The sequence below is a fragment of the Geosporobacter ferrireducens genome (assembly GCF_001750685.1).
Lineage (GTDB): Bacteria > Bacillota > Clostridia > Peptostreptococcales > Thermotaleaceae > Geosporobacter > Geosporobacter ferrireducens.
The window spans coordinates 1,410,305-1,424,048 of sequence record NZ_CP017269.1 but is presented as its reverse complement, the minus strand read 5'-3'; the positions used below and the strand labels follow the sequence as shown (position 1 = coordinate 1,424,048).

General features: G+C 38.7%; 14 protein-coding genes. 13 read left to right on the top strand and 1 reads right to left on the bottom strand.

What is annotated here, in order from left to right; translation table 11 throughout:
* The 7 genes from Gferi_RS07095 to Gferi_RS07065 all read left to right on the top strand — a co-directional run bounded on the left by Gferi_RS07095 (position 1) and on the right by Gferi_RS07065 (position 7,517).
* Positions 1–711: an ABC transporter ATP-binding protein gene (locus tag Gferi_RS07095; RefSeq protein ID WP_069974940.1), complete on the top strand. Its 711-nt coding sequence runs from the start codon at positions 1–3 to the stop codon at positions 709–711.
* A complete protein-coding gene (locus tag Gferi_RS07090; protein WP_069974939.1) occupies positions 711–3,068 on the top strand; it encodes an ABC transporter permease in 2,358 nt (785 codons plus the stop codon). The genes Gferi_RS07095 and Gferi_RS07090 overlap by 1 nt, the downstream gene beginning before the upstream one ends.
* Positions 3,069–3,098: 30 nt before the next feature.
* Complete coding sequence (locus tag Gferi_RS07085; RefSeq protein WP_069974937.1) at positions 3,099–4,331, top strand: efflux RND transporter periplasmic adaptor subunit; 1,233 nt, start codon at positions 3,099–3,101, stop codon at positions 4,329–4,331.
* A 173-nt stretch (positions 4,332–4,504) separates the two neighbouring features.
* Positions 4,505–5,248 carry a glycerophosphodiester phosphodiesterase gene (locus Gferi_RS07080; protein WP_069974936.1) on the top strand — a complete coding sequence of 248 codons (744 nt, stop codon included), beginning with the start codon at positions 4,505–4,507 and terminating at the stop codon, positions 5,246–5,248.
* Positions 5,249–5,266: 18 nt separating this feature from the next.
* The gene (locus Gferi_RS07075) at positions 5,267–6,016 is read left to right on the top strand and encodes an alpha/beta hydrolase (RefSeq protein WP_069974934.1); all 750 of its coding nucleotides are present in this window, start codon (positions 5,267–5,269) and stop codon (positions 6,014–6,016) included.
* A gap of 101 nt (positions 6,017–6,117) precedes the next feature.
* On the top strand, positions 6,118–6,873 hold the full coding sequence (locus tag Gferi_RS07070; RefSeq protein WP_083273420.1) for a DUF3298 and DUF4163 domain-containing protein: 756 nt from the start codon (positions 6,118–6,120) through the stop codon (positions 6,871–6,873).
* A 272-nt stretch (positions 6,874–7,145) separates the two neighbouring features.
* A complete protein-coding gene (locus Gferi_RS07065) occupies positions 7,146–7,517 on the top strand; it encodes a VOC family protein (RefSeq protein ID WP_069974932.1) in 372 nt (123 codons plus the stop codon).
* 80 nt (positions 7,518–7,597) lie between these two features.
* Here Gferi_RS07065 and Gferi_RS07060 read toward each other — a convergent pair whose 3' ends face one another.
* The gene (locus Gferi_RS07060) at positions 7,598–7,840 is read right to left on the bottom strand and encodes a hypothetical protein (protein ID WP_156782340.1); all 243 of its coding nucleotides are present in this window, start codon (positions 7,838–7,840) and stop codon (positions 7,598–7,600) included.
* Positions 7,841–8,037: 197 nt separating this feature from the next.
* Between Gferi_RS07060 and Gferi_RS07055 the strand changes: the two genes are divergently transcribed.
* From Gferi_RS07055 to Gferi_RS07030, 6 genes are all read left to right on the top strand, one after another.
* Complete coding sequence (locus tag Gferi_RS07055; RefSeq protein WP_069974928.1) at positions 8,038–8,853, top strand: ZIP family metal transporter; 816 nt, start codon at positions 8,038–8,040, stop codon at positions 8,851–8,853.
* A 132-nt stretch (positions 8,854–8,985) separates the two neighbouring features.
* Positions 8,986–9,603 carry a HutD/Ves family protein gene (locus tag Gferi_RS07050; protein WP_069974926.1) on the top strand — a complete coding sequence of 206 codons (618 nt, stop codon included), beginning with the start codon at positions 8,986–8,988 and terminating at the stop codon, positions 9,601–9,603.
* A 168-nt stretch (positions 9,604–9,771) separates the two neighbouring features.
* Positions 9,772–10,473 carry a cyclic nucleotide-binding domain-containing protein gene (locus Gferi_RS07045; protein ID WP_207645806.1) on the top strand — a complete coding sequence of 234 codons (702 nt, stop codon included), beginning with the start codon at positions 9,772–9,774 and terminating at the stop codon, positions 10,471–10,473.
* Positions 10,474–10,496: 23 nt separating this feature from the next.
* Positions 10,497–10,925 (top strand): DMT family transporter, encoded by a 429-nt coding sequence (locus Gferi_RS07040; protein ID WP_069974921.1) that lies wholly within the window; start codon positions 10,497–10,499, stop codon positions 10,923–10,925.
* A 629-nt stretch (positions 10,926–11,554) separates the two neighbouring features.
* Complete coding sequence (locus Gferi_RS07035) at positions 11,555–12,739, top strand: ABC transporter substrate-binding protein (RefSeq protein ID WP_207645805.1); 1,185 nt, start codon at positions 11,555–11,557, stop codon at positions 12,737–12,739.
* A 121-nt stretch (positions 12,740–12,860) separates the two neighbouring features.
* Positions 12,861–13,736, top strand: coding sequence for a branched-chain amino acid ABC transporter permease (locus Gferi_RS07030; protein WP_069974919.1), 876 nt, complete (start codon positions 12,861–12,863; stop codon positions 13,734–13,736).
* Positions 13,737–13,744 lie beyond the last annotated feature (8 nt).

Genomic DNA, 13,744 nt, shown 5'->3' with positions numbered 1-13,744 from the left:
ATGAAGAAGGATGTCTTACTGAAAGTAGAAAAAGTCAGCAAACTTTATCAAATGGGGGAGGTGACAGTAGCAGCAGCAAGGGATGTATGTCTCGAGCTATATCAAGGAGAATTTGTTGTAATACTGGGGCCTAGCGGTTCAGGAAAGAGTACACTGTTGAATATTTTGGGAGGAATGGACTTACCCAGTGACGGAAACGTATTTATGGAAGGAGAAGACATTACTAAATATAACGATAGAAAACTGACAGCTTATCGCAGGGAAAAAATCGGGTTTGTCTTTCAGTTCTATAATTTGATGGCGAATCTAACCGCTAGAGAAAATGTTGAATTGGCTACAGAAATCTGTAAAAATGCCTTAGATATTGACGAGATACTGGAAGCCGTGGGATTGGGAGACAGAAAAGACCATTTTCCAGCCCAAATGAGCGGTGGCGAACAACAGCGGGTAGCGATTGCCAGAGCAGTGGCGAAAAATCCTGCATTACTGCTGTGTGATGAGCCGACAGGCGCCCTTGATTTCAAAACAGGAATAAAGATTCTTACGTTATTGAGGGAGATCAATGAAAAATATAATAAGACAATTGTCATTATTACCCATAACGTACCGATTGGAGAGATGGCAGACCGGGTCATTAAGATGCGGAGCGGGGAAATTATTGAGACAAAGGTAAATGACAATCCAATCCATCCTGAAGGGATTGAGTGGTGATGAAAAAATTAGATGTAAGATTGTTGAGATTAATTAAAAATTCTAAAGGACAGTTTATATCTATTGCAGTGATGGTAATTTTAGCATTGACCATCTATGTTTCCTTCAGTATGGTAGCGGATAACTTAAATGACTCCATCTTTCATTATTATGATGTTACCAATTTTGGAGATGTTTTTGTAGAAGTGGTGAGAATACCAAAAACTGCAATAGACCGGTTGCATAGCATAGAAGGAATAGAAGCAGCCCAGGGAAGAATCAGCAGTGATGTGCCTCTTCGAGTGGAAGATCCTAATGAAAAGGTAAGGGTACGGGTGGTTTCCCTTCCGAAAGAAGAAGGTGGGATTAACAGCATATATACCATTGAGGGAAGAGAAATAAAAGAAAATCCCAAAACCACAGCAGTACTTCAACAATTTGTTGATGCCAGGGGTATGGTGTTGGGAGACACAATTACCCCTTATATTGCCGGGCGAGAGTATCCTTTGGATATCGTTGGGATAGTAGGCAGCCCTGAGTATATTTATCTAATGGAAAATGAAGAAACACTGATGCCGGCGGCAGAAAAATTTGGGGTCATCTATGTGACAGAGGATTTTGCTCAATCGACTTTGGGATATCAGGGCAGCTATAACGAGGTAATGATTAAGATTAAGGATGAATACATCCATCGAATTGACAGTATAGTGGATGAAATCGAGGATCAATTGGATCGTTACGGAGTGAAGCGAATAATTAAACGGAAAGACCAGCTAAGTCACAGCATGATGATGCAGGAAGTAGAATCACTAGAAGCAATGTCTACAGCGATTACTTTACTATTTTTAATCTCAGCGGCAGTGATTATTAATATTATGTTATCTCGAATTGTGAAAAATGATAGGATGTCTATCGGCGTGATGAAGGCATTAGGATATAACAATTTGAATGTAATGGGACATTATACCAAATTTTCACTAGCAATGGGAATCGTTGGTTCTATTATAGGAATTATTCTCAGCATACCCATATCAGCGGCATTTACGAAAATGTATATTTACTATTTCAATATTCCTATGTTTCAGATGAAAATTTACTATATCTATATTGTATACGGAATCCTATTAACCAGTGTATTTTGTGTAGTATCAGGACTGATAGGGGCAAGAAGTGTGCTGAAAATAATGCCTGCAGACTCCATGCGGCCCGAGGCGCCTAGAGCTGGGGGCAGGATTTGGCTGGAAAAGATCAAATTTATTTGGAACCAAATCTCCTTTAGCTGGAAAATGGTCATAAGGAATATATTAAGAAATAAAAAAAGAGCTGCTTTTTTAGTCTTTGGAATTGCTCTGACCTTTGGAATTACTATGGTGCCGGTTTTCATGTCCTCTGTTTGGAACAATATATTTATGCTGCAGTATGGAGAGTTTCAAACAATGGATTACAATATTGATTTTGCCAGCCCCATGAATCATAATGCGCTCAGGGAATTATCCAAGATTATTGAAATAGATCATATTGAACCCAAGGCAGAGGTTCCCTTCGAATTAAGAAATGGCTGGAAAAAGAAAGCCGTTAGTATTATTGGGATACCCAGGAATACGCAATTTTATCATTTTAAAAGTCCGTTAGGTCAACCGGTAAATTTGCCCCAAAATGGAATTATTTTGGCGGAAAGGTTAGCAGATTCCCTAGGTGTAGGTATCGGGGATACAATTGTGATAAAAAACTTTATGCCGGATAAAAAGGATCAATTTATTGAAGTGAAAGGACTTGTTGAGCAATACTTAGGAACCAATGCTTACATGGATATCGAGGCAATGAATGATCTGCTTGGAGAAAAAGGGGTGATTACTGGAGCGTTAGTAGATTCCAGAGACGAGGTAGTGCCTAAGCTGCGGGATGTAAAGAATATCAGGCAAGTACAGTCGGTGGAAGATATGAAAAATAGCTTTCTAGAATTTATGGATATGATGATTTATTCTGTAGGTGTAATGATGTTGTTTGGCGGAATCTTAGGGTTTGCCATTGTATACAATGTGACTATTATCAGTATCAGCGAAAGAATGATGGAATTTTCCTCTTTAAGAGTACTGGGCTTTGAAAAGAAAGAAATATATAAGATGGTGAGTAGAGAAAACGGTACGATGACTTTATTGGGAATACTTTTTGGAGCGCCGGTAGGATATGGTATGTGTGTCGGTATTGTTTCTGCTTTATCAACGGATCTATACAGTATTCCAATTATGATCAACCCAAGCAGCTACATTATAACGGCATTGGCTACGGTCCTCTTTGTTACCATTGCCCAGTTGGCAACCATCCGAAAGATTTATAAATTAAATTTTATGGATGCACTAAAGAATAGAATTTCGTAATCTCAATTATGCGTAAGGGATGTGAGTAAAGTGAAGAAAAAAATCATTGGAATTATTCTTGTGGTTATAGCAGTTTCAGCAGGCGCAGTATTTATGATGAATAGAAGCAACGCTGTAGATGTAGAAGTTGCAGTTGTCGAAAGAGGAAATATTGCAGAGTATGTAGAGGAATTGGGTCTTGTCGTATCAGAAAATAAAGGAAATGTTTTTTCGCCGACGGCCGGTAAAGTAACGGAAGTATTGGTAAAGGTAGGGGATCCGGTAGAGAAGGGAGCCGTATTGGTGAAAATTGACAGTGAGCAGCTTACACGGCAGATCATGGAACTAGAGGCCCAAAAATCTGTGATTATGGCTCAATATAATGAAGCGAAGAAGCCTGCAGATAATAGGGAAATTGAGAAACTGGAACTGCAGTTAGCTACACAGGAAAGAAATGTGCGGGAAGCCCAGAGAAAAAGAGACAACAGCAAAACCTTATATGAAGCAGGGGCGCTTAGTTATGAGGAGTATCAAGCCGCTGTTACTGCATTAGAGACAGAAACTGCACAACTGGAAAGCTATAGACTGGATTTAGAACTGCTGAAGAAGCCAATTTCTGCGAATGTAGCCTCACAGTATGAGGCTCAGCTTCGGCAACTGGATATTCAAATAGAGGAGTTGCGAAGCAGAGGCCAAGACTTTGTGATTACTGCTCCGGTTCAGGGAACGGTTATGATGAAGACTGTTGAGGCAGGCACTTACCTGCAGCCTGGAACGCAGGTAATGGAGATTGGAGACCAAGAAGCTTTATACATTGAAAGCGACGTATTGGTGGCAGAGATTGGGAAAGTGAAGGTAGGTGCACCTGTAGAGATTTCTCATAAGGATTTAGGTATCGATGGCATGCAGGGAAGAATAAGAAAAATTCATCCCCAAGCTTTTAGCAAAATCTCCGATTTAGGAATTGAACAAAAAAGAATTAAGGTAGAAATAGATATAGAGGATGTCATTACAGGACTTCGTCCCGGATACGACTTAGATATTAAGATTATCATCAACAGTAAGGAAAATACACTGTTGATTCCTGAAAATGCAGTATTTCAGCAGAATGGCAAGGATTATGTTTTTGTTAATGAAAACAATACTGCCGTACTAAGAGAAATTCAAAAAGGAATTGAGAGCAAGAGGAAAGTAGAGGTACTCACAGGTTTCGAAGAGGGGGAAGAGGTTATTCTTTCGCCTAGTGAGAAATTAGAAAACGGAATAGCCATAAAAAAATTATAGATTTGCCTTAAAAGTGAGATTTTAAAAGATTTATTGGTTAGAATAATCCGGTACATTGTATCGGGTTATTTCTTTGGGAATTTTGAAATAGGATAATAGATGAAGGGAGAAAATAGCAGGGAAAAGTAAGAAAAAGAAGAATATATCTATTTATAGAAAAGGAGCTGAAATGAATGAAGAAGCCTCTGGTTATTGGACATCGAGGGGCTGCAGCCTATGCGCCGGAAAATACGATGGCATCTTTCCAAAAAGCGTTAACTTTGGGAGCTGGTGGTATAGAAATTGATGTACAGATGACTAAAGATGGCCGCTTGGTAATATGTCATGATGAAACGGTAGACCGTACTACCGATGGAAGCGGTGCAATTCAAGCACTAACCCTTAAGGAGATTCAGATGCTTGATGCAGGGAGTTGGTTTAGCGAGAATTTCCGAGGTGAAAAAATTCCGGTATTGGAAGAACTATTAGATTTTTTGCGGGGAAGGGATATCCTATTAAATATAGAATTGAAAAATGGCATTGTTCTATATAGGGGATTAGAGGAAAAAGTGTTGGAAGCACTCCGCATTTATCATATGGAGCATTATACCATCCTCTCCTCTTTTAATCATTATAGCCTGCTGAGACTTAAAGAACTAAATCCCCGTATAAAAACAGGCGTCCTGTATGTTGCAGGATTAGTAGAACCTTGGGAATATGCACGGCGAATAGGGGCAGATGCCCTGCATCCGATTTACTATAGTGTATTGCCTGAGATTGTGACAGGAGCGCAAGTACATCAAATGCCAATCTATACCTATACGGTCAATGAAATGAAAGACTTGGAACGAATATTCAGCTTAGGCGTAGCCGGGATTATTACGGATTATCCCGATCGTGGGAAAATTGCAGCCGATAAGGTTTTTAGAAAGGATTAGGATATTGGAGGGAAGTCAATGGAGCATTTTCATCGTTATGCCCAGCCTTTTGATTATGAAGGGGGAGAAGAAGGCTGTTTGCTCATTCATGGATTCACCGGCACTCCTGCACATATGAGATTGCTGGGGGAAAGTTTACATAAGGGCGGATATACTGTTAAGGGAATTTTACTAAAAGGCCATGGTACAAAAATGGAAGATATGGAGAAGGTTACCTGGCAGGATTGGCTGCAGGATGCAGTAACCGGCTATGAAGTTTTGCGCCGGACATGCAGTAAAGTTTACGTTATGGGCTTATCCATGGGAGGCGTATTGTCTCTTTTACTGGCGGAACAGTACCCGGTGGATAAAGTGGTGCCTATTGCTGCGCCTATAAGGATTTATGACCGAAAAGCTCATGGAGCACCCTTGTTGAAATATTTTCAGAAATTCAAAATGTGGGGAGGTAGTGGAGAATCGTCAGCGTCAGAGGAATTTACAGACTATAAATTGGGATACGATGGATTTTCTGTTGAAGCGCTGTGTCATTTGCTAAAACTCATGAAAATGGCGGAAAAAGGCCTTCGGCAAATTCAATGCCCGGCATTAGTGGTTCAGTCTAAGACTGACGAAACGGTTAGGCCTGTCAGCGCCCAAATTATTTATGACAGGATTAAAGCCTTCCAAAAAGAAATCCTTTGGCTCGAGCGCTCAAAGCATGTGTGTACTATAGGGCCGGAGCGGGAAATGATGCATAAAAAAATACATGAATTTCTACAGAGAACCTAGAATACTAAATTTTATAATAAATTACCTATTGGCACCTTCTGCCACCCCTTGTGCATATATTGATTAAAAGGGACTTTGTTTTTGAAAGTGAGGGGGATGGGATGACAGAGCATGAACAGAAAGAAGTTGTACAGCAGGGAATAGATTTAATAGGACAATATGGGCAGTTGTATGATTATCATAAAAAAATGGCAAGATATCACAACCAAAATTATCAGGCTATGGCTGGGAAGAGATTAAAGGTACGATCTCCCAAAAGTGACACAATGGCTGCTATTACAAGAAAAAAGATAGGGCGCTGGCCTTTGGACCTAAGCTACCCTGAAATCGGCGGGTTAAAAGATTTAGAAATTCAAAAAAGCATTAATGAACTTATTTTAAAGAAAAGTTATGATTTAGTAGAAAATCAAAAAAAAAGATCGAGAAATTTTATGCAAATACGGGGAGCCTATGAAGTAAAGTTGAATAAAAGAGGTTTGCTTAGTATCTATTTTACGAATTATGTTTTTAGTAAAGGCACTGCCCGTGGATTAACGCTGGCAGACTCACTGACTGTGGATTTAGACACTGGAAAGGTATATAACCTGAAGGATTTCTTCCAAGAGGGGAGCAATTATATTCAGCGCTTGAGCATACGAATTAAACATCAAATCAGAGTTGGAAAAATTCAGTTGATTACTGATTTTCATACGATTCATAGTGATCAACAGTTTTACCTGACAAATCAAGGCATCGTCATTTATTTTCAAACTTATGCCTATACGCCCTATTATTATGGAATCCCACAGTTTACAATTCTGTATCGGGATATGATAGATTTAATGATTGCAGACGGCCCATTACCCAGATTGTTTTGATTACTAAAGCAAAGCAATAAACAAAGAGAGCGGCTTTATAAATAAAAGGGGCTCTCTTTGTTTATTCTGAGCTAGAGAAAAATCTAGTATGATTCATTTTTACACCTCGATTCTAAAACTGTGACAATGAATATACTATAAAATATGCAGGGGATAAATATTGGGAGAAGGCAAAAGAGAAAGATTCTTATAATTTTTTTGCCTGAACAATGTGAAATGAAGTATACTAGTATTAAAAGAATTTAATTGTATAATGGCAGGGAGGAGATTCTATGAAGTTTACATTTGTACATAATAATATCAATGTTTTGGATTTAGAAAAAAGCGTGGATTTTTATAAAAAGGCGCTGGGACTAGTTGAAACAAGGAAGAAAGAAGCATCTGACGGAAGCTTTATATTGATATTTTTAGGGGATGAAACAACCCCTCACAAGTTAGAATTAACGTGGCTTCGTGATCGCACAGAACCCTATGATTTGGGAGACAATGAGATACACATTGCATTTACTACAGATGACTATGAAGCAGCTCATGCATTACATAAGGAAATGGGCTGTATCTGCTATGAAAATGAGGCCATGGGAATATATTTTATAGAAGATCCCGATGGATACTGGATCGAGATCTTACCGGAAAAAAGATAGGCTTCTTTAAGTAAAGAAAAACTAACCTTTCTATCAAAAAAGAACACAGATTTTTGTGTTCTTTTTTGATAGAAAGAATTCTAGTTATGACGCTGTTCCTCTTTCAGCATAGACATAAACACTTTTACGGAATCAGTGGTATCCTCTAACTTTTCTTTTAATATAGAAAAATTTTTGGATATCTTTGCGTCTTTTACAGTACTGTTATTGTCAGAGGACAGTAAAAGCTCAATACCGGCGATGTGTTCAAAATTCTCGTATAAGCTCGCCTCGATAGCTTTCATTTGGTTCATTACTTCATGCAGGGTTTTTCGATCGTCCACGGGATTCATCCTTTCTCCATGTATTCTATTTTATATTATAAACTTTTTTTTCGTCTTTCATGCTTCCTCTTGTTATGCCTTTGTATGCTGATTCATAGACTGCAAGCTCCGGACTCAATAATTCGGGCGAAAGAATCACAAAATCACTGCGGATTCATACATTGAATATAGGGCATAAACTGTTAAGGAGGTTTATCATGGTACAGTATCTTTCGCAGTTTAATTTAATTTGGGTAGGAATTATTGCCAGCCTTGCAGCGGGATTGGCCACTGGTGTAGGGGCTTTCCCGATTTTCTTTACAACAAATATATCAAAAAAGTTACTGGATGCATTGTTAGGAGTAGCGGCAGGTGTTATGCTGGCAGCGACCTCTTTTAGCCTGATTGTTCCTGCTATTGAGAAGGGTGGAGGAGGTATTAGAGGTTCTGCCATCGCTGTAGTCGGTATCCTTTGTGGAGGACTTTTTTTAGACTTTGTAGATAAATTTTTTCCAGATACAAACTTGCTTTCGAATGCCATGAACGGCAATGATAAGAAGAAAGCACAAATGCCTGTATTGTCACCAAAACTAAAAAAGGTTTGGATTTTTGTATTAGCGATTACCATTCACAATTTTCCGGAAGGCTTAGCTGTAGGCGTTGGTTTTGGGGATGGAGATATTATTAATGGTTTGAGTCTTGCGGTTGGTATTGGATTGCAGAATATTCCTGAAGGGCTTGCTGTAGCATTACCACTTTTAAGAGAAGGCTATAGCAAGAGGCGTGCTTTTTTAGTAGCCCTTGCAACAGGTTTGGTAGAGCCCATCGGGGGGATTATGGGTGTCGGACTGGTGCAAGTAGCAAGGCCAATATTGCCCTTTGCCTTAGCCTTTGCCGCGGGGGCAATGCTTTTTGTTATCAGTCATGAAATCATACCAGAAACACAAACCCAACAGGGCCATTCTAAACTAGCAACTCATGCACTGCTGATAGGATTTGTAGTGATGATGTTTTTAGACAATACATTAGGCTAGAAAAAGCATGCAGGTTAAAAAAATATCTGCATGCTTTTTCTATATGGATTATAGAAGGATTATTTAAAGTCTTAAAGAATAAAGAAAGGATAAAGGATTGTTGAGGAAAAAACTAAACAAGGAGAGGATCTCGTGAGTTATCTAATAGAAATCATAAGAAAAGCAGAACAGAATACAACTGTATGGACAGGAGGGACAACAACCCAATTGGCCATTTTTCCGAAGGATGCACTGTACAGTGAACGGAATTTTTTATGGCGGATGAGTTCCGCAAAGGTGGAGGTAGAGGAATCGGTTTTTACATCTCTTCCTGGTATACGGCGGCTGATCATGGTGCTGGAAGGTGAACTGCAACTGGATCATGAAGGACATCATAAGATTGCTTTAGCTCCATTTGAGCAGGACCGCTTTCGTGGAGATTGGACTACAAAGAGCCGCGGAAAGGTAACAGATTTTAATTTGATGATGGCAGATGGTTGGGAAGGGAGCCTGGAGGCAATTACTTTGCCAAAGGGAGCAGCTAGAAGATTTGCTTTGCCGGATAGCATTTCACCTGCTGCTGTTACAGAAGCGATATACTGCGTAAAGGGCAAAATTGATATTCGTGTGGATGAAAGGACTGAGACCCTTGAATCGGGAGATTTCTTTTCTCTTTTAAGTGAGAAAAAGACCAGCGTAGCATTGGCGATAATCAATTCTAATGAAAATGAAACACAGGTTGTACATGCAAGGGTATTTCATGAAGAATAATAAAGTGTTAAAAAAACAAAGATATGATAAAATTGATGTCTTTGTTTTTTTATTTAATTTAAAATAGTTTTGTTAAATAGGACATTTGTCCTTTTCCTGGAACTTAACCTTGGGTACACTAGAGCTATAGGATAAATAAGGATAACTAAAATAACTATGAGGATGGAAATGATGAGAAAGATCTATAATCCAAAACTGCTGGAATCCTATATTGAAAAGTATAATTTAAAAGATATATGCAGTATAGAAGTATTAAAAGCCATGGAGTTATTCAGCTATGAACGGGGTGAACAAATCTGTACAGTAGGCGAGCCACTTGACTGCATGTTTTTTCTAGTAAAGGGAAAGATGAAAGTTTACACAACCATGGAAAATGCCAAATCACTGTTGCTGAGATTTTATAATCCATTAAGCATTGTGGGAGATATGGAGTTTTTATCATCTTATAAAGTCCGCTGCAATGTAGAATCTTTAAAGGAATCCTTAGTTATTGGAATAAAGTTTGAAACGTTGATGCAGTATGCTTATGACGATCCAAAGTTTTTGAGATTTCTGAATAAAAATATTGTCCACAAACTCTATACGATTTCGAACATGACTTCAATGAATTTGCTCTATCCCGTCGAAAATCGATTTGCTAGTTATTTGCTATCTGTGAATGTAGATGAACAAGATTCTTTATACAGGGGCGAGATAAAAACTTCTAAGCTTACAGAAGTTGCAACTCTTTTAGGAACCAGTTACAGGCATTTGAACAGAACGGTACAAGATTTCATTGCAAAAGGGATTATTATAAGGGAAAAGGGTTTTATTTCGATTAAAGATATAGAAAAGCTAAAGCAATTATCCTATGGAAATCTCTATGAGTAAGAAAGGAAAGGAGACAGAAGGCTATGTCAGGTATGATATATTCTGCTCTGGCAGGGATACTGATCGGATTGCAAAGTATTTTTAATGCGAGAGTTGGTGAAAAGGTTGGATTATGGGGAGCAAATGTGCTGATACACGGGGTGGGATTTTTGCTTGCCTTGATAATATTTTTTAGTCTGCGGCAGGGGGATTTTAGCAGGATCAATGAAATTAACCGGTTATATTTGCTGGGCAGCACCTTTGGCGTTATGATTGTCTTCAGTGCCATGAAAGGGCTGTTGCTTTTGGGGCCAGTTACATCTATTTCTATTGTAATGGTGGCGCAGCTTATGGTAGCGGTGATCGCAGAGGGTTTTGGATTGTTCGAGACTGCCAAAATGAGCCTGAATCCAATGAAGATTGTAGGAATCTCTATGATGCTGCTAGGAATCTTTCTATTTAGATCTAAATGACAAATCTCCAGAAAGCCGTAAGGGGATTGGAAAAAGTAAAGAAGATGTTGAATAGCCCATAAGGGTATTCAGATATACAAAAAAGATTCGTTATTTACTAGCGAATCTTTTTTGTATGGGCAGATGTTTATAAAAATATTTGAATGAAATGAAAAAATTAAAATCTAAATTTAGAAAATTTTGAAAAATAATTTGAAAAATAATTTTGAGTTAAAAAAATAAGAAAGAAATTATCCGAAATAATAAAATTTTTTATTATTTTTAAATCCTTAATAAATGCGAGTTGGTATCGTTTGCCTAAAATCGCATAATATTTCATTATTCAGAAAATTTTAAGAATAGTTATTGACAGAATACCTGCTTGATTCTATAATAGATTTTATAGTTTTGCAAGCAAATGACTGGAGTTAAACAAAAATTGTAAAGATTATTTTTTTTTAGGAAAAGCTTGAGACAAAAATCTGTGCATTCATATTTATTAATAAAAATGAATAAATATGAGTTATTATCTTTCTCAAATTTCAAAATACTTGATATTTATTAAAGTTGGAATTATTTTTATCAGAAAAAAATGTCCTTTATTTTGATTTGTGAAAGCTAAAATATAAAAAAAAATGGGGGAATGAAGTGTGAAAAGAAAATCAGTATTACTGATCTCAATGCTTTTAATTGCAAGTTTAATATTTGCAGCTTGCGGTACTAAGCCTGCAGAACCAGCCGCTCCAGCGGCAGGGGAACAGCCCGCAGCAGAAGGGGATATTATAATTGGTGGTATCCTACCGATGACAGGTGCAATTGCAACCTTCGGACAGTCTTCTAAAAAAGGTGTAGATTTATTGGTTGAACAAGTGAATGCACAGGGTGGTGTTCTTGGAAGAAAAGTGGTATTTGTAGCTGAGGATACAAAAAGTACACAGGCAGATTCAGCTACGGCTATACAAAAACTTATCCAGCAAGATAAAGTAGTTGCTGTTGTAGGGGAAGTGGCCAGCTCAAACTCCTTAGCAGCTGGACCGATTGCACAAGACGCAAAGGTACCGATGGTATCTGGTTCTTCTACAAATCCTGCAGTTACAGAAGTAGGAGATTATATTTTCAGAGCTGCCTTCATTGACCCATTCCAAGGGGCTGTTATGGCAAACTTTGCGAGTAAAGATTTAAAAGCTGTGAAAGCAGCCATCATGACAGATGCAAACAGCGATTATTCTATCGGATTAGGAAATGTATTTAAGGAAGTATTTACAGCAAATGGTGGTTCTATAGTATCAGAAGTTTCCTTTGTTAGTGGAGATACAGACTTCAATACAATCCTAACAACGGTTAAGAACGCTAAACCAGATGTAGTCTTTGTACCTTCTTACTACGACACAGTTGGTTTGATCTTAAACCAAGCTAAGAACAATGTTGGATTCCCAGCAGAAGTGAAGTTCTTAGGAGGAGATGGTTGGGATTCTCCAGCATTATTCGAATTAGCTGGTGATGCGGCAGATGGCCACTATTTCAGCAACCACTACTCACCAGATGTGGATTCTCCAGAAGTAAAGGCATTTATTGATGCTTATCAAGCGAAGTACAATGAAGTACCTGATGCATTAGCGGCTCTTGCTTATGACGCTGCAAATATGATCCTTAAAGGCATTGAGAAGGCGGGTACAACTGAAGGACCTGCACTAAGAGATGCAATCGCAGCAATTGAGTTAAATGCAGTAACAGGTAAGATTAAGCTTAACGAAAAAAGAGATCCAGTGAAGAGTGCTGTTGTAATTATCGTTGAAGATCAAAAACAAAAGTACTTTACAACAGTAAATCCATAAGAAAGACTAAGAAAAGTGAGTGAAGAGGGGTATAGACCTACCCCTCTTTCATTTAATACTGGCAAGTCCTTATATTTGTCGTACTATGTAACAGAAATCGTCTAAGAAAAGGAGTGGGACTGTGGCAGAATTCTTACAACAGCTAATTAATGGGATTTCCCTTGGAAGCGTATATGCGTTAGTGGCTCTTGGATATACCATGGTTTACGGAATTGTACGATTGATTAATTTTGCCCATGGGGATGTCTATATGCTCGGCGCTTTTGCAGGATACTTTGCGATTAGAACCTTTAAACTGCCGTTTTTTGCAGCCCTAATCGCTTCAATGGCTGTTTGTGCGATCCTAGGGGTAGTAATGGAGCGGATCGCCTATAAGCCATTGAGAAATGCACCAAGAGTTGCAGCGTTGATGACAGCCGTTGGATTATCGATGTTTTATCAAAACTTCACCATCTATCGGATTGGTGCACAGCCGAAAGCATTTCCGAAGATGGCGCAGGTAAATTGGCAGGTGATGGGGGTTACAATCAGTAACAGCCAGGTGCTTATATTAGGAACTGCAGTTGCCCTTATGATTATTCTTCACTTTGTTGTACAACATACAAAGATGGGTAAGGCAATGCGCGCTGTTTCCCTTGATCGAGATGCGGCGATGTTAATGGGTATCAACGTAGACAACACTATCTCTTTCACCTTTGCCATTGGTTCTGCACTGGCAGCTGCTGGGGGTGTTTTAGTAGGACAGTATTATGGTGTCGTACAGCCTTTAATGGGAGCACTTCCTGGTTTAAAGGCCTTTGTAGCAGCAGTTTTAGGTGGGATTGGAATCATTCCTGGTGCCATGATCGGAGGATTAATTCTCGGAGTTGCAGAAGCGGGTGTCAGCGCCATAGGATTTTCTACTTATCGTGATGCCGTTGCCTTTGCGATCTTGATCTTAATATTAATCGTAAAGCCTGCTGGTATCTTAGGGAAAAATGTGAGAGAGAAGGTGTAGGTGAACGC